Genomic DNA, 17,731 nt, shown 5'->3' with positions numbered 1-17,731 from the left:
AATTTGTAATCGTTTACAAATCAACCGCATTTCGAAGCTATAAATTAGCGCTTCTTAACTTATAGAGAAAATGAATGAAATCTAATTTCTTTCTTTATTTTGTAATCCATTACATTTTCTTTATAAAAATAAACTTTTTATCCCTGTTTACTAGGTTTAAAAGTTATGAGTGAACCGACATTTGTAACCGATTACATTAAACGTGTAATGATTTATTGATCTTTGAGCACGATTCTCTTATGACAAGACTGTCATCTAAAATATATTGATTTTTCTCGATTTTCTTTTTATCCATTAGCATGATTAATAGTTCCATCGCTTTAGACCCTATTTCAAAAGCTGGTTGTGAAATTGTGGTCAAAGCAGGCTCGAAAATAGAGGAAAAATGAATATCATCGAATCCAATAACCGAGATGTCTTCAGGCACTCTAAGGTTCATTGTTCTTATGGCTCTAATGGCACCCAAAGCCATTTCATCATTCGCTGCAAATACTCCTGTTGGCATTCTATTGAGCGCTAAGAACTTCTTCATTAAATTAAATCCGCTTTCATAATTAAAGTGACCTTCTTGTACTAGTACTGGATCTACTGATATGCTATACCTTGCCATCGCCTGGTAAAAACCCTTTAATCGATCCTGTCCTAATACACTATCAAGTGGCCCAGAAATAGTTCCTATTCTTCGGTGTCCCAACTGAATTAAATATTCTGTTGCCTTTCTAGCACTACTAACATTGTCAATTGAAATCGTTGGAATAGAAGATCCTTCAATATATTCACAGGCAAGCACTACTGGAAATTCATTAGCCATCTCTTCGACAATCTCTGGTTTCATTTTTGCTGTTAATAAGATCATTCCGTCTGCTTTTTTCTGACGGAGCATATCTAAATACCGACTTTCCTGTTCACTATCATTCCCAGCATCACCAAGTAAAACTTGGTATCCGTTAGCAGATGCAAGATTTTCTATTCCTCGTAGAACCTTTGAAAAGAAAGGATTAGATATATCCGGAATCACAACAATCACTGTTTTAGTTTCTGACGTCCTTAGCTGACGAGCTAAAACATTTGGATGATAGTTTAATTCTTTAATGGCTCTTAATACTTTGTTAATTGTTTCCTCTCTTACAGTATCAGGCTTACTTATGACTCTAGAGACTGTAGCAGTAGAAACATTTGCCTTCTTTGCAACATCTACGATTCTAACCATCTAAGACTCTCTTTTCTATTAACTTAATAATGTGTAATCGCAATCATTTATTTTGATAAAATGTATTGCTTGTTTATTTCTTAGTTATATCTTACCGGTTATTGAAAATCGAAAAAACATGGTTAAATTAATTTTTCACCATGCATTTTTAGTGTAGATGTAGGGATAAGTGTTGGCTTTCTCAGTTGGAAATTATAGGTTTTAAACAGCAAAAAACCCTCAGAAATCTAAGGGTTCAGGAAAAATTTTAATTATCTCAACAAATCATTTACAGCCTCATCAGCCTTCGTTAATGCTTCTTCAACTGACATCTCTCCTAGTTGGGCAGCATGTAAATAACCAGTTACAATACTTTCCCATTGTTCCTCTTGTGGGAAGAATGGACGCGCTTTTGCTGTCTTCATTGCTTCATTTACTGCTTCGTATCGGCGAAATTTCTTAACATCAGTTCCCTTAACTTCCACTTGCTTAAGAGTTGGATCTAAATAGGAAGAGAGTCGGACTGGATCTCCCCCACCCATCTGAGCTTGTCTGATATCATTTTGTTTGCTTTCTAACCAAACCATAAATTTAAATGCTTCCTCAGGATGTTTTGATGTTCTGGGAATAACAATTGTCCATCCCGCTAGATGTGGTACAGATGCTTTCATTGCTGGCGTTTGGGCAAAATCCCATTGGCCTACAGTATTAGAATAGGCCTGATCATCTACCTTATCAGCTGCCCAAGACCAGTGAATAGCCATTGCAACGTTTCCTTCTGCAGCATCATCTGATACTTCTGAAAAAGTATAATCATTTATACCTGGAGGAGAGAATTGCAGTAAGTCAATCCACGTTTTTGTCGCCTCTATGACTTCTGGAGTTGATAATGATGATGTCATCTTATTCCAATCAATGACATCTCCACCGTTAGAATAGACAAATGTTAACCATGTATGTACATTGCCAAACCCTTCACTAGCTTGTCCAGCCCAGCCATATATTTTTTTTCCATTTACAATTTTCCCATTAAAAAATTCAGCCATATCGCGAAATTGATCCATGGTTTTGGGAGGTGTTAGGTTATATCCGTATTTACTTTTAAACTCTGATTTCAATTTATTTTTTTTGAATAAATCAGAACGATACCAAAGGATATGAGGGTGGATCGTCTGTGGAAATCCATAATTATTACCACCTTCGCCATAAGCACCATTTTTTCCGTTCCATTGTGTTAGGGATAATGCTCTAGGTAAAAACCCTTCCGTATCAACTTGTTCTTGTACCATATAGGTGTCCAAAGGGAGTAAACTATTAGTAGACACGAGTTCAGGTACCCAGTTATAATCAACATTAAAAAGATCATAACTAGCATTACCAGCAATCGAAAGAGACATTTTTTGAAAAATCATGTCGCGTCTGACCAACTCAATATTTACAGATACACCTGTTTCCTCCTCATATTCTTCCGCTAATTGTTGGGTTACCTCTCCCCATGTCGTGTTAAGAAAAACACCATTTAAAGATATTTGCTTTTTCACCTCGACCTCTTTATTTTCTTCCAAGGCCTCTTCTTGCTTTCTCAATGGTTGATTGCAAGAGGTTAAAATAAAAGAGCTCACAAGTATAAACATCAAGAGAGTAAAGTACTTTATCAATAATCTCCCCCCTTTCGTTAACTATTGTTCCTCACGAACTGGATGACGAATGATCACTCTAAAGCCTTGATGATGATCTTCATCTACTTTTATTCCATATTCAGTTCCAAAATGAATCTGAAGTCGTTTATGGACATTTTTCAAACCAATGCCATGATGTACATGACTTGTGTTTTTTTCTTTATCCAATTTGTTACTCGTCAGTCCTGGCCCGTTATCTTCAATAATAAAAATAATATCCTGTTCAATACGCTTAGCTGTTAACAGAATTTTCCCTTTTCCTTCTGGGAGGTTACTAATTCCATGCTTGATGCAATTTTCTACGATTGGTTGAAGGATTAGCTTGATGACGTTAAATTTTAAAATCGTTGGATCTACCTGAACAAACACTTTAAATAAACGATTACTTCTTAGCTTTTCTATGTCTAAATAATTATTAGCATGCTCAAGTTCTCTTTCAATCGTTGTCCACTCATTATTATTATTTAAACTGAATCGAAGTAAGTTAGCTAATTTCGTTACCATTAGTGCAATATTTTTTTCGTCTACCTTTTCTGCTCTCCACTTAATTGCATCTAATGTATTATAGAAAAAATGTGGATTAATTTGATGATTTAATGTCTGAAGCTCAAAATTTCGCTTGTCAGATTCCATCTTTTTTGTTTGTTCAATAAGTTCAGACATTCCTGTAATCATTTGGTTAAACCCACCAACAAGCTGACCAATCTCATCTTTTCTAGACCTTTCCATACGGAAATGCTTCAATACTCCAATTCGAACTTTTTCCATATGTGAGACGAGAGCCTTAATTGGTAATGTAAAATTACGAACAATAAAAACAAGGTAAATCGAAACAATGAATATACTGTTCACAACAATCCACAAAGTAAAGTTTTTTATTTGTTCAATATTTCCTGTAACCTCTTTGTTTGGCAGGGCAGTGATTAATTTCCATCCCTGCTCATTTAATTGAGTTTCAGCAATATTCCAATCCTCTTCTGGTACAAATTTTTCATGATAAAGAGAAGAGTTTGCGTCAGAAATAATGTTATTTTCTTGATCAACAATCATCGTATTATAATTTTCAAAAGATGAGGGGAAGGATAATTCCTCTCGAACAAGTGAATCAGGAATTTTTAGAACAATAACACCAAGTGGTTCAAAATAATAGGATGAACGAACCGCTCTTATATAAGTAAAAACTGGCTTATTTGAAGATTCATCCCAATAATGGTACCAAATCCCTTTTTCTTTCAAATCAAAGGCTTTTAACATCATTTCCGTACTTGGCTTAAAATCATTTCCATTAATTAGCTCCAAATAATTTGGATAATACTTCATTTGTTTTGGAAAGACATATACTCCGTACGTCCCTTTTAACTGGGCAATAAGTTGACTGATCCGATTGATAAAAGCTTTTTCTTCTATATAAGATGTTGGTGGATGACTTTGCAAGAGCTTTTGTAACTGTATAGATGTCACCATTTTTTCTGATTCAATTTCTGCATCTTTTAATAAACGATTAACCTGCTTTTTATTCAATTCTATATTGTCATGAAGAAGCTGAGAGGTAACCTTTTCTAACTGAGACTTAGATCGATCATATGATAAATAACCTAATAATGCTAATGGAATAATAATGGATAAGGCTATAAAGACAAACATTTTGTTAAATAAATTATCTTCTATTCTTACCTTTCTAAATTTCATTTTCCGTACCTATACTCTTTGGGTGTTTGACTTGTTCTTTTTTTAAAAATAGTACCGAAATGCTGTAGATTTTGATAGCCTACAGATTCCGCTATCTCATATACTTTCATACTTGTTTCTCTTAGGAGTGTTTTCGCTTTGTTAATCCTCGTCTCTGTTAAAAAATCCATATATGTTTGTCCCGTTTCTTTTTTAAACAACTGACTTAGCCAGACTGGATGTAAGGATAGCTCGTCTGCGATCATTTGTAAACTCAAATTCTCCATGTAATTAGAATGAATTATTTGAATGGCTCTCTCAATGATTGAATTGGTAGCATGTGTTGAAACCTCATGACCAACACTCGTTAAATACTCAGATAAGACCTCTTCATATTCTTCTAATGTGGTACATTCATCAACCTTTTCCCATACACTCATTGGAATATCTTTAAGCTCCTTTGAGGTTTTTTCACTTATACTTGCAAGGATTTGTGACAAGTAGTTTAATGTTTTTCGCGTGATATCGTCTCTTGATTCAAGACCATCAAGTAATATAACCTGTTGAAAGAAAACCTTTACCACCTGACGAATGCTTTCTTCATCCTTATTTATAACTAATGATGCTAAATGGTTAGCGGTTGTAAGGTCTGTAGACATCAGATGATTAGATTTTACATAGTCCTCGCGATTTGTTAGAGAGCTTATTTGAAATTCTTTTAGTGTAGAGCTGTAAGCTGCATGCATCTCCTCAAATGACGATACTTTTGTGCTAATTCCTATTGCTAACTCGATTTTTTGATATTCCTTTACCTTTTTGTGAATGGACCTAGCTATTTCCTCGGCATCTTCAATAGTTGTTAATAATACCCATCGATTTTTAGTGTCTTTAAAAAGGAGTGAGTGCATATGATCTTGGATCACATCTTGCATAATATTTCCTATCACAAAAGTCTTTAATTGATTTTCTTCTGTAAAAGGTTTCCCGTCAGGATAGCCATTTACATCAAAAATAAGGAGTGAGAAGGATTTATTCACTATCCAATCAATATTCCATAAACACAGTCTATGATAGAGATGTTCCTCAAGAGGTGTTCTTTTTAAACAAAATTCGACTAAATAGTTATCCCTCATAGAACGTGTTCCAATCTCTGCAAATGTCTTCTGCTGCTCAGTATACTGAAGTAGTTCTTTTTCCTCTTTTATCATTGAAAGAGTCCTGTTTACCTTTTCTGTAAACTCCTTTGTGCTATATGGTTTCAATAAATAATCTACCGCACCAAAGCGTATACTTCTTCTCGCATATTCAAAATCATCAAAACCGCTTACAATAATAACCTTTGGTTGGTAGTCTTTATTTACAACCTCTTCAATTAAATCCAGACCAGATATACCTGGAAGCATAATATCAGTAATAATTAATTCTGGATAGTGTTTAAAAATGACCTCTCTTGCATCTTCCGCATTATTTGAGGTGTGCAATTCTACTTCAACATTATATAGAGAATCAATAGCCTTTTTCATCCCCATTAAGGAATCTGGCTCGTCTTCAATTAATAATAACCTCAATCTTTTACCCTCCATTCAGTGGGAAATTACATTTATATTAACCAGAACAAGTTTTAGTGGTCAATTAAAATAAAAAATATATTCTAGAATTGATGAATTTATGGGGGAATTTGGATGAAGCAATTCATTGATTTAGACAAATATTTTTTAGAGTTAAATATCCTATGTCGGGGGAAAATACCCAAGTACTAGATTAAAAAGGAGGATAACTTTGAATGGATTCTCAGAAATTAGCTCTACACGAATCTTTGGACTTACATGAAGTTATTAACTTTAAAACACTTTGTGTTGCAAAATCAAAGTTAATGCAAGGACTAGCTTTTGATCAAGACCTTAGAAACCTAATGCAAAAAGATGTTGATCAATCCATCCAGGCACTAAATGAGTTACAGGCAATTTATCAGCGTGCGCCTTTTGAAGCTCCTGTCCCACAAAATCGTCCAACGCCAATTATTAACTGAAAGGAAGGTTACAAGCATTGAACAATGACTATTTAGACCCGATTAATTCGTTACATGTTCCTGAGCTTGCAGATACAACTTTTGCAATGGATTTTCTTATTCGTGCAAAAGAGGCGGTAAGAAATACGGCTGTGGCTTTAACCGAAACCTCTTCACCTGACTTAAGAGCCATGTTGCGAAAGCAATTAATGCAGAGCATCGCCATGCATCAAGAAATTACTGAGCTTATGGTTGAGAAAAAATGGTTTCATCCACATGATTTAAAAGAGCAATATAAATTGGATCAGCTTTCTGCCAAAAACACAATTATGGTTGGAAACATGAATCTATTTCCTATTGAGACCAATCGAAAAGGTATGTTTGACCGTACACCCGATGAACATTAATATTGGAGGTTATACAGTATGAAGGCCGTAACATATCAAGGCATCAAAAATGTTGAAGTGAAAGAAGTTGAAGATCCAAAAATCCAAATGCCCGATGACATGATTATTAAAGTAACAAGTACGGCGATTTGTGGATCTGATTTACATTTAATCCATGGAATGATTCCAAATATGCAAGAAGACTATGTGATAGGGCATGAACCAATGGGGATCGTTGAAGAGGTTGGTCCAGAAGTAACTAAATTGAAAAAAGGAGACCGCGTCATTATTCCCTTTAATATTGCCTGTGGTGAATGCCAATATTGTAAAAACAACCTTGAGAGTCAATGTGATAATTCAAATGATAATGGTGATATGGGGGCCTATTTCGGTTATTCGGGTAATACAGGTGGTTACCCAGGTGGTCAAGCTGAATACTTAAGAGTCCCTTTTGCAAATTTTACTCATTTTAAAATACCAGAAACCTGTGAAGAACCTGATGAGAAATTAAGTGTTATTGCCGATGCAATGACAACTGGCTTTTGGAGTGTTGATAATGCAGGTGTAAAAGACGGAGATACTGTCATTGTTCTAGGATGTGGACCAGTTGGCCTTTTTGCTCAAAAGTTTTGTTGGTTAAAAGGAGCAAAACGAGTAATTGCTGTAGATTATGTCAAATACCGTTTAGAACATGCGAAACGTACAAATAAAGTAGAAATCGTTAATTTTGAAGACCATGAGAATGTAGGAAGTTACCTTAAGGAAATCACAAAAGGCGGAGCGGATGTTGTCATTGATGCAGTTGGCATGGATGGAAAAATGACCGAAATGGAGTTCCTAGCTACGGGATTAAAGCTTCAAGGTGGTGCCATGAGTGCAATTGTTATGGCTTCCCAAGCCGTTCGTAAAGGAGGGACCATCCAAATTACAGGCGTGTACGGTGGTCGATATAACGGATTCCCACTAGGAGATATCATGCAGCGTAATGTAAATATACGCTCTGGACAAGCTCCGGTGATCCACTATATGCCATACATGTTTGAATTAGTTTCCACTGGCAAGATTGATCCAGGTGATGTTGTCAGTCACGTTCTGCCACTAAGTGAAGCTAAACGTGGTTATGAAATTTTTGACACAAAAACAGACAATTGTATTAAAGTCGTATTAAAACCATAAGGAAGGAGAATATAAGTATGGATTATGCTTTACATGAAGTGCTTGAGGTTCAGGAAATAGCCTCATTTAAAACAACCTGTTTAACAAAGTCCAAAACGATGAGAGCTCTTGTATCCGATCAAGAGTTAAAAGACATCATGCAGCAAGACATTACGATATCAAGTCGTCAGTTAGATGAATATTCTTCTATTTTATCTAAAGCACAAGGAATGCATTATTTAGGAGATGAATAAACATGAACTCAATCGTAGAAAATTTTACTGGCATGAATGCAATGTCTGATCAAGTCATAGCCACTGACTTATTGATTTCAGCAAAAAGCGGTGTTAGAAACTATGCAATGGCAGTTACTGAAGCAGGTACGCCTGAGATTAAACACACTCTTACTCGCCACCTAGAGGAAGCCCTCGACATGCATGAAAAAATATCGAACTATATGGTCTCAAAAGGATGGTATCATGCTTATGATACCAAGGAACAAATTCAACTTAATTTACAAAATATTAATACAGCAATGAATTTACCGACCCTATAACCTAGTAGAGGAACTATTTTTATTAAAGAAAACAGTTCCTCTATTATCATTATAGTTTGAAGCGATTAACGAGCCCATTCAACTCATCAGCCATGGATGATAGACCTTTTGCAAAAGAGCTAATTTCTTCCATTGAAGCAAGTTGTTCCTCAGTTGAAGCAGCAACTTCTCCTGTGCTAAAGGAATTAACTTAATTAGGTATAATAAATGGTCATGGTATTGGAGTTTTATAACAATGTATATGAGTTATTTTCTTTCGCGTATCTTTCAAAGATGGTTTTTCAGAATAAATACAAAATAGGATTACACAAACGTTACTTCTCCAGACCTTCACCCGTTTCAATTTGATACTGGTCTTTTTATCCACCCTCTACTTTTTTTGTGAACTCCGTAGCAATGCAAATTCGCTCGAAGTAATAATAAGGAAAATTTTTTGGGGTTATACTAAATGTATAATTAATAAAAATAAGGAGGAACCATTATTGGATCGTTTACATGAATTTGACAATATTCTTTATGGTAGAAAAGAGAATACAGATTCATTAATTAATTATTGGGTAGACTACTCTAACCCTCTTACGTGGCAATTTTGGATTCTGATTGCTATTCTTTTAGTCCCCTTGATAATTCTTTACTTCAAAATTGATCGGAGCAAAATATTTCTAATAGGTTTTTTTGGGTATAACGTTCATGTTTTTTTTACATTTATCGATCTTTACGGCATAAATAGAGGTTATTGGCATTACCCTTATCAAGTAATCCCTGCTTTGCCAAGCATTTCATTAGATACCGCCTTAGTTCCAGTGGCTTTCATGCTTATCTTTCAATTGACATTAAACCATCAGAAAAATTATTACATATACGCTATAATAATGGCTGCTATATTTGCATTTATTTTAAAGCCGATATTAGTAAATATTGGTCTTTTTAGAATGTACGGTAGTATAAATTACTTTCATTTATTTATCGGTTACATATTTGTCCTATTAATATCAAAATGTATAACTTGGATATTTCATAAATTATATAAACCTAATTTTTCAGCTGAATAAGGATTAGTAAAGTGCTCATAAAATCTGGGTACTTTCTTAATTTGTTATTCTTTATATCACTATTTTTGCAATTTTTGTCAATTCAACAGTAAAAGACGCTTGCTTTTCTAATTAATAGTCCGATTGTATAAACCATTATTGAAGGAATATAGTTGATGAGAAGGTAAATTCCTTTTAAATTGCTTACGAGATGATTAAGTAACAATTTCTCCCTCCCTTTAATAAAAAAGAAAGCATAGCTAGTTGTCATATACTTCATCTTCATCTTTAAATATTTTTATAGTTAAATTTAACAATTTCCCAAAAGTGTTCCATTACATGCGGCTCAAATTGACTACCCACACCAGATACCATTATTTTAAGTGCAGCTTCATGTGACATTGCATCTCTGTAGGGTCTTTTGGATGTTAATGCATCACAAACATGTGCAATTTTCTCATTCGAGGGCTTTTCGAAAAATGGTAGTGAAAAAGAAAATAAGCTCCAATCCCTTATCCACCAAGGGGTTGAAGCTTCCAAATTTGATGATCCGAGAGGGATTCGAACCCCCGACCCCTACCCTGTCAATTCCTATCAGTAAATGTCCTGCCGTTATCTCTAAATTCCTAAATGAGTCATAGCAAGGATACTAGCGGAATCACACTTTCCGCTTGTATCCTCTTTTATCCGCAAATTATTTCGAGTGTGTGACCAGATGCGTGACCAAACACTTAGTTATGGTGTGTGGAGTGTTGACTGTAGGTAAAATAAAAATAGCAGATGTAGCAGTGTTCCCCTTAAATAAAAAGTCTAATACGATAAATAGCCCTTTGGTTTACTGGCTAGAAACTACATCAGTGATACCGAAGAATGATCTTGTAGTTGTCATAAAAAATGCTTACTTTTATTGGAGACAAGCGCACAAGAAGATTTACCTTATTAATGGAACCTAAAAATCACACTACCCACTTTATCCTTTACATATAGTGAGACTTTTCAAATGGAATAAGCTCAAACACTTGATACATATATATTTGGACCTTGTTTATATGTTAGCTGTGAGTGATTAGACAGCCGCCCCTAACCCTGTCAAAGTCTACTAATATATTATTCACCGTCATCTCTTGTTACCGATAGTGTCTATAAATCCTAGTATTTTCAGTCACTTTTATATTCACACTGAAATTTTTGATTATATCAACTTAGGCCCTCTAGGGGTATTTTTTCACTTAAAAGCCAAGCCAACAAAGTGCTTCGAATCGGCGGCAGTGAGCCAATTTTATTCCTCTCACTCCAAATCTAGACTTGTGTCAACTGATAACGGTTAACTTGATTAACAATCAGGTTCTATATTTGATCCCGCCATATCAACTTCTTGGACTAATTAAACCATTTTCAGTTAAGTAGCTATTATTCGGCTAATCAACAAAATTGAAACTGACTGGAGTATAATAGCTTTGTTAATCTTACTTCCTCAATCTGCTTGTCCATCCAACATATCATAAAACTATTATTTTGAGATGAAGAATCCACAATCATTCCAGATTTGCATATTTCACCTTCATGGTAAACAAGTTGCACTCCTTGTAAATTCACTGATACGTCATAGGACTTAATCATTTTTTCAGCACACTAATTTTAACTATTAAGTCATCTACAATCCGGTGAGCTGTATCACGATAACGACCTACCCCATTACCATTTACTAAATTCAGCAATAGAATCTGCCTACTTTTGAATTTGATCATGAAATGATAGATATTCCAAAGAATAAGCTTTCTAAAGGAGCAAAAGTTGGGGTTGTACTTTTATTTGATGGTGAAACGATAACGATTGCCTCAGAGGAAACCCAAAAGTTAAAAAAAGAAATAGGATGATTTATTTGAAGATTTATAGCACATTATAGCCTTCTTCACTAAATGGCGATGGCGAATGGTATTCAAAAGTAATTTGGAAAGATCGTTTCGACTAGGATATGGATGAATCATATTGTAGTAAGTAAAAACCTTTCTATTTTTAAATAGAAAGGTTTTTACTAATAGTTTATATTAAACTAATGAATCACTAAATATTTGATAATTTTCTTCGGATAGTATTTTTTTTAAGATTTCTTTTTTTCTATAGAAACAACTATCTACAGTTTGCGTATGGCTAATTAAAAAAAGTTTAACAGAACTATTTAATAAAGAGTTAAATTTCAATAATGAATTATTTACTTTAAATGGTTCGTCAAAATCATTTCTTGTAAGTATATTTTTTAAAAATTCACTTATTTCATCATCTGCTTTAATATTACTATGAACGAATAAACTACATTCATCATACTGTTGTTCCATCTGGTCAAAAATTAGAGACGCACCTTCAAATTGCTCTAATAAACGTTTAGTATTTTTAAAAAGTTTCATGACTCCCATCGCATCATCATCTTTAAGCTTAAGTAAAACCCTTAAAAAATTCTCTATATAAGATCGTAATATAAAATAATAATACCTTTGGGATTTTTGACATAAAGAATCTATTACAGATAATGCATCCTGTACCAGGGATTTTATATAATGAGTGTCGGATGTACTATCTTCAATATACTTAAAAAACATTGTACTACAAGCTATATTTTTGAGAATTTCTTCATCCCAACCTCTTTCTTTAGCATTAATTAATGTTAAAAATTTCTCTACATCGATATATATAGAATCCATATTATAAACCTTTCAGCCAAGAATCTAATTTTTCATTTGCATTCTTTTTTTGTTTCTTTTTATTAACATTATTTGTTGTTTCATTTTGACTATTTAGCTCGAAGTAATTAAGTAAATTTTTATTTATAATTCTAATTTCATTTTCTTCTTTGTTATATAGCTCTCTTGCTAATTTAGCACATATCAATGTTCTGCTTTTTATTACATATGGTAAATAAGAGACATTAAAAACTGCATCTAGAAATGGAATAATATCTTTATTATTTTTAAATATTTCTGTTGAATATATCAATAGAGTTATCGTACCTATTGTATAATTTTTGTTTGATTGTTTTACATGGTCGTTAAATTCACTTAATAATTTGTTCACTTGAATCATCCTCAGAGATCTTTTCTTCTGTTAAATTCGACAAGAATTCATCCGAAACTTTTTCAATATCTTCACGAGATTTTAGATATTTTGAAGAGATATTTCCTTGATATCCCACCATTAAGTCATTTACAATGGATGTTGAATTTTCAAATATGCCTAGTTCTGATACATCTGAATCTGATTCAAATCGGTTTCTGATTTCTGCTGTCTTCTTAGTTTCTTCATCTTTTCTCATGGTATATATGATACCTAGAGGTTTTATATGTATATCTTCATCATACATTAAATTCTCGATTACAGTCTTTAACATTTTCACTCCTAGAATTGAATATCTATCAACTTTCGCTGGAACAAGATAATAATCAGACGCAAATAAAGCTGCATCAGTATAAAATGAAATTGTTGGAGGACAATCTATAAAAATAAAATCATATAAATCTTTAAGATTATGTTCTGCAATAAATTTATTAAGCCTTTTGAATAGTGATTTGTTTGAAGTATCATCTTTAATGATATCAATTGTTCCACATATTAAATCTATATTTTGTTCATTCTCAAACTTTAAAATAACATCTTCTTTTTCTGGAATTCGTGGTCTCTCAGATATTGTTTTAGTATCTTCAAATATTTTTCTTACTGTTATTCTATGACGATAATCATCCATATAATTATCTTCATTATCTGTTAAATCCATTAAAGATTGTGTAGTATTAAATTGTGGATCCAGATCAATAAAAAGGACTTTTTTCCCTCTATAATTTGCTAAAAATTCTCCTAATCCTAAACATAAAGTAGTTTTTCCTACCCCGCCTTTCATATTAATAAAGGATATAACTTTCCCATTTTTCTCATCAACTGGAATACTCATTTTCAATCTCCTTATTAAAAATTGTTAACCAAATATTGTAATACATTTAAGTTAGATTAAAATCATCACATTATAATTATACCATTTGAGAATAAATATTCTAAAAAATATAAATTCACAAAAAAATATAGTATTTAATTAATAATTCTGTAAGAACTACATCTCTGTTTTTAATCCACTAATAATTAAGTCTCTTAAATACCATCAATGTTCCCATATTGACTACTTTGAGTAAGTATTAATCCAAAACAATCATGTAAACACTCTGGGCCAAAACTTTCCACACAATACTGATTTGATGCAATTATTCTTAAACTTTTGGGTATATCCAGTAATTTGCTAGTTAGGTTGCCATTTTTATTAAACAGGAGTGCCTCGTACCTAGACAAAGGGAAAGATAAAATTGTTAAAAAGGGTGTATCACATGTGGTCAGGTGTCCACATGACCAGTTTGCTGACAGGAGATAAAATATTAATTCAAAAGATTTTTCAAAATTTCATTTAACTTAGAAAACCCCCAATGCCTTAAATACCCATCAGCATAAAATACTGGTTGCAAATTAAACAATAAACGGCGTAACAGGTTGCAAATCCATTACCGAATCTGAACCTTCTTAACCCAGACTCTACACATACTTACAAGATATTTGCAATTCTTCTACTTTCGCAATCGTACCACCGACTGTTATGTTGCCAATGACAATCATACTTTCTTGTACAGGCTTATCTAAGCACCCTGAGCAAATTCCAATCAACTCAGCAACATCTAAAATTCCCCTCAGTCAATAAATCTAAATCACGGAAGTCCACACGACCTTTCGCAGTTAAATAAATACCTAACAGTTCACTGATGTGCATAAGGTAATCTTTCGGCATCGTATTAATGATATTACTAATGCCTTTGATATTGGAAGAGAACATCGAAGGCTGTGTCCAAAATTCCTTTGACTCCTCATGAAAAATCTACTCCTGATTTATTAACTTCCCTATACCACAAACAGCTTGACTTTAAGCTTATATACTCCAATCAAGCCTGAAATAAAAAAGATATCTAAACTCTATTAGAGTAGTTTAGATATCCTTACAGTTTACTGTTAAATTTGTAATCTGTTATATTCAAGAATTAACTTCCTCATAAACCTCATTCATCATATCTTCCATGATTAAGCTCTTGAACTCTTCATTCTCCAATATCTTCATAAAGAACTTCTCGTTACTGCCCATGCGGTCGATAACGAAGTCCATGAATGATTTTTCGAATGCAAATTTGAAGTTATCTTTGGTGTTATTTTTTGCTTTTTGCTTTATGTCTTCACTATTCAGCATGTCTTCTTTTACTTGGTCACGTGATAAGAAGTCCGTTTCTGTGAACTCTGTGCCGAAACGTTCATTCAATTTATCAAGTATAGAAGATAATCGAACTTTTTCTTCCTCTTGCACACCGCTTGTGCCATGCGCAGTCGGCTTTAATTCTGCACCACCTGTTACTTCAAGATCAATACTACCTTCAAATACTTTTTGGTTGCGATAATATTGCAGTGCCACATCATCTGCCATATAAATGTCTTTATCCTTATTGTTCCGAGGAAGCTTGCGTACTAGATAATTTAAGTAAATGTACTGTTTATGCAGCTCAACATCAATAAACGTCGCAATCTGTAATACAAAGGCATACGTACGTGTAAATTTCGTTACAGATGCTTTAAATGCTTCTTGTTCCTCAATAGATAAGTCACCTTTAAAACGCTCTACACCTTTATCAATCCATGCATTGAGTTCTGTTTGCTCTTTTGCAGATTTGTTGAAACCACCTTTAATTTCAAGTTCATTGACTGCACGTACTTCTTCCTCTGTATACACTTGGTACGGTGCAAGCTCAGCTTGTAAATCATATAGAATATTCGGGTCTGTTACTTCCTCAAGCCCTGTTGTTTCATAGTAAGGCTGGAAAGACGCTTTAATATCTTCTGGATCATTCACAAAATCCAGTACGAATGTGTCATCTTTACCAGGGCATGTACGGTTTAAGCGAGATAGTGTCTGAACTGCTTTTATCCCACTTAATGGCTTATCAACGTACATGGTATGAAGCAATGGCTCGTCAAAGCCTGTTTGGTATTTTTCTGCAACAAGTAACACCTTATATTCATCTGAGTTGAATTTATCAGGAAGTTCCTTTTCACTAAAACCATTCATATCAGGCTCTGTGTAAGGAATGTCGCCGTCTTTTACAACGCCTGAGAACGCAACAATCGTTTTTAAATCATCGTAACCCAGCTTGTCGATGTACTGGTCAAATGCAATCTTATAACGAACTGCATGCAAACGACTTGCTGTTACAACCATTGCTTTTGCACGACCACCGATTTTATGACGTGTGAAATTGAGGTAATGCTCAATGATAATTTCCGTTTTCTGCGAGATATTATGTGGATGTAACGACACATATTGTGCCAGCTTTTTTGTTGCCTGCTTTTGTGATACTAGCGGATCATCATCTACATGTTTTGCAATTTTATAAAACGTCTTATACGTTGTGTAATTACTTAATACATCTAGAATAAAACCTTCTTCAATCGCTTGACGCATCGTATATTCATGAAACGCATGTGGCTTTCCATCTGTACCAATCGTACCAAACTTTTCAAGTGTCTTTGGCTTAGGTGTCGCAGTAAAAGCGAAGAACGATACATTATCTTGTTTACCACTTTTCATAATCGTTTCCACGATCTGTTCATCAAGATTATCCATATTTTCTTCTGCAATTCGATCTTCTTCATATGCATCTTCTAATGTCTTATCCGATAAAATATTTGTTAATGCTGTTGAAGCTTTTCCACCTTGTGAAGAATGGGCTTCATCAATAATAACGGCATATTTCTTACGCTCAAGACCCGATACTTTTTCCATAATGAAAGGGAACTTTTGAAGCGTCGTAATAATAATACGTGTTTCACCTGTGATCGCATTTGCGAGTTGGCTGGAGTCTTTATTAATACGTTCAACCATACCAGCTTTATGCTCTAGCTGATACACGGCATCTTGCAATTGCTTATCTAATACACGGCGGTCCGTAATAACGATAACACTACTAAATATTGCTTCATTATCTTCATTATGCAGCTTTGCTAAACGGTGTGAGAGCCAAGAAATCGAATTCGTTTTCCCACTACCTGCACTATGTTGGATTAAATAGTTTTGCCCAACATTCTTATCTTTTACATCCGTTTCAAGTTTACGTACGACATCGAGTTGATGGTACCGAGGAAAGATTAACATCTTCCGCTCGCCAATAATTTCATTATTAGAATCTAAAATATCGTCTTGTTTTACAAAGACAAAGCGGAATAAGATATCTAACAAGCTGTCTGGTAGTAAAACTTCTTCCCATAAATAATGCGTGCGGTAATTATTATAGACAGTTGGATTTCCTTTACCACTATTATTACCTTTATTGAAAGGAAGGAAGTATGTTTTCGATTTTTTCAGCTCTGTCGTCATGAACACTTCATCTGGATCTACCGCAAAGTAGACAATGACACGCTCATTAAATTTAAACAGCTGCTCTTTTGGATCACGGTCTTTTTTGAATTGATTCATTGCATGCTCCACTGTTTGTCCTGTGAATTGATTTTTCAATTCCATCACAACAAGCGGTAAGCCGTTAATAAACACAACCATATCCAAGCTATTATTATGCTTGTCGCTATAATATACTTGGCGACTGACCGTGAAAATATTCTTTTGATACAGCTCATTCATAAGCTGATTCATCGTTGTTGGTGGCTTATTGTAAACAAGCTTCAACGTCACACCACGGTCTTTAATCCCGTGACGTAAACAATGTACAACCCCATGCTTTTTTAAGCTATCACATATACGGCCAAGTACTTTTTGTTTATAGTCCACACCATATGATTTCTCTAACACTTTAAGTTGCTTGTCCTGAGTCGCTTCTAAAAACTCAAACAACTTCTCTACATCAAGTACATACTTTTTAAAAAGACGACTCGCTTCGCCCTCTAACACACGCTTCTCGTAACCATTCATTACAAGGGAAGTTTCAATATTCGTCTCAAACCCTTTTTCTGATGAATCAATTGCCATGCACTCACCCCA

16 protein-coding genes are annotated in these 17,731 nt (G+C 34.1%); 7 read left to right on the top strand and 9 right to left on the bottom strand.

Features of this window, described 5'->3' with window-relative positions; translation table 11 throughout:
- Positions 1 to 196: 196 nt before the first annotated feature.
- The 4 genes from HUW50_RS14265 to HUW50_RS14250 all read right to left on the bottom strand — a co-directional run bounded on the left by HUW50_RS14265 (position 197) and on the right by HUW50_RS14250 (position 6,104).
- On the bottom strand, positions 197 to 1,210 hold the full coding sequence (locus HUW50_RS14265; protein ID WP_185652961.1) for a LacI family DNA-binding transcriptional regulator: 1,014 nt from the start codon (positions 1,208 to 1,210) through the stop codon (positions 197 to 199).
- 251 nt (positions 1,211 to 1,461) lie between these two features.
- Positions 1,462 to 2,847, bottom strand: a complete 1,386-nt coding sequence (locus tag HUW50_RS14260) for an ABC transporter substrate-binding protein (protein ID WP_157094260.1) — start codon at positions 2,845 to 2,847, stop codon at positions 1,462 to 1,464.
- A 21-nt stretch (positions 2,848 to 2,868) separates the two neighbouring features.
- Complete coding sequence (locus HUW50_RS14255; protein WP_066323650.1) at positions 2,869 to 4,557, bottom strand: sensor histidine kinase; 1,689 nt, start codon at positions 4,555 to 4,557, stop codon at positions 2,869 to 2,871.
- A complete protein-coding gene (locus tag HUW50_RS14250) occupies positions 4,554 to 6,104 on the bottom strand; it encodes a response regulator (protein ID WP_066323645.1) in 1,551 nt (516 codons plus the stop codon). The genes HUW50_RS14255 and HUW50_RS14250 overlap by 4 nt, the downstream gene beginning before the upstream one ends.
- Positions 6,105 to 6,319: 215 nt before the next feature.
- On the opposite strand from HUW50_RS14250, the gene HUW50_RS14245 reads away from it, so the two are divergent.
- The 6 genes from HUW50_RS14245 (at position 6,320) to HUW50_RS14220 (ending at position 9,693) form a co-directional block, all read left to right on the top strand.
- A complete protein-coding gene (locus HUW50_RS14245; protein ID WP_066323642.1) occupies positions 6,320 to 6,565 on the top strand; it encodes a spore gernimation protein GerQ in 246 nt (81 codons plus the stop codon).
- A gap of 17 nt (positions 6,566 to 6,582) precedes the next feature.
- Positions 6,583 to 6,951, top strand: coding sequence for a spore coat protein (locus HUW50_RS14240; RefSeq protein ID WP_066323637.1), 369 nt, complete (start codon positions 6,583 to 6,585; stop codon positions 6,949 to 6,951).
- Between the two features lie 18 nt (positions 6,952 to 6,969).
- Positions 6,970 to 8,106 (top strand): zinc-dependent alcohol dehydrogenase, encoded by a 1,137-nt coding sequence (locus tag HUW50_RS14235; protein ID WP_066323635.1) that lies wholly within the window; start codon positions 6,970 to 6,972, stop codon positions 8,104 to 8,106.
- Positions 8,107 to 8,123: 17 nt separating this feature from the next.
- The gene (locus tag HUW50_RS14230) at positions 8,124 to 8,339 is read left to right on the top strand and encodes a hypothetical protein (protein WP_066323633.1); all 216 of its coding nucleotides are present in this window, start codon (positions 8,124 to 8,126) and stop codon (positions 8,337 to 8,339) included.
- Positions 8,340 to 8,341: 2 nt separating this feature from the next.
- A complete protein-coding gene (locus HUW50_RS14225) occupies positions 8,342 to 8,641 on the top strand; it encodes a spore coat protein (RefSeq protein ID WP_066323629.1) in 300 nt (99 codons plus the stop codon).
- Positions 8,642 to 9,123: 482 nt separating this feature from the next.
- Positions 9,124 to 9,693, top strand: a complete 570-nt coding sequence (locus tag HUW50_RS14220; protein ID WP_185652960.1) for a CBO0543 family protein — start codon at positions 9,124 to 9,126, stop codon at positions 9,691 to 9,693.
- A gap of 267 nt (positions 9,694 to 9,960) precedes the next feature.
- Here the strand turns inward: HUW50_RS14220 and HUW50_RS14215 are convergent, their stop codons facing one another.
- Positions 9,961 to 10,212, bottom strand: coding sequence for a hypothetical protein (locus HUW50_RS14215; protein WP_066323623.1), 252 nt, complete (start codon positions 10,210 to 10,212; stop codon positions 9,961 to 9,963).
- A gap of 1,211 nt (positions 10,213 to 11,423) precedes the next feature.
- Between HUW50_RS14215 and HUW50_RS27545 the strand changes: the two genes are divergently transcribed.
- Positions 11,424 to 11,549 carry a DUF3006 domain-containing protein gene (locus HUW50_RS27545; RefSeq protein ID WP_185652959.1) on the top strand — a complete coding sequence of 42 codons (126 nt, stop codon included), beginning with the start codon at positions 11,424 to 11,426 and terminating at the stop codon, positions 11,547 to 11,549.
- A 171-nt stretch (positions 11,550 to 11,720) separates the two neighbouring features.
- On the opposite strand, the gene HUW50_RS14205 is transcribed toward HUW50_RS27545, so the two are convergent.
- From HUW50_RS14205 to HUW50_RS14190, 4 genes are all read right to left on the bottom strand, one after another.
- The gene (locus HUW50_RS14205; RefSeq protein ID WP_185652958.1) at positions 11,721 to 12,371 is read right to left on the bottom strand and encodes a hypothetical protein; all 651 of its coding nucleotides are present in this window, start codon (positions 12,369 to 12,371) and stop codon (positions 11,721 to 11,723) included.
- Position 12,372: 1 nt separating this feature from the next.
- Positions 12,373 to 12,741 carry a hypothetical protein gene (locus HUW50_RS14200; RefSeq protein ID WP_185652957.1) on the bottom strand — a complete coding sequence of 123 codons (369 nt, stop codon included), beginning with the start codon at positions 12,739 to 12,741 and terminating at the stop codon, positions 12,373 to 12,375.
- Entirely contained in the window at positions 12,722 to 13,612 is an 891-nt protein-coding gene (locus HUW50_RS14195) for a ParA family protein (RefSeq protein ID WP_185652956.1), read from the bottom strand. The genes HUW50_RS14200 and HUW50_RS14195 overlap by 20 nt, the downstream gene beginning before the upstream one ends.
- 1,116 nt (positions 13,613 to 14,728) lie before the next feature.
- The gene (locus tag HUW50_RS14190; protein WP_185652955.1) at positions 14,729 to 17,719 is read right to left on the bottom strand and encodes a type I restriction endonuclease subunit R; all 2,991 of its coding nucleotides are present in this window, start codon (positions 17,717 to 17,719) and stop codon (positions 14,729 to 14,731) included.
- Between the last annotated feature and the right edge of the window lie 12 nt (positions 17,720 to 17,731).

The sequence above is a fragment of the Metabacillus sp. KUDC1714 genome (assembly GCF_014217835.1).
Lineage (GTDB): Bacteria > Bacillota > Bacilli > Bacillales > Bacillaceae > Metabacillus > Metabacillus rhizosphaerae.
This window is presented reverse-complemented; position numbering and strand designations above follow the sequence as displayed.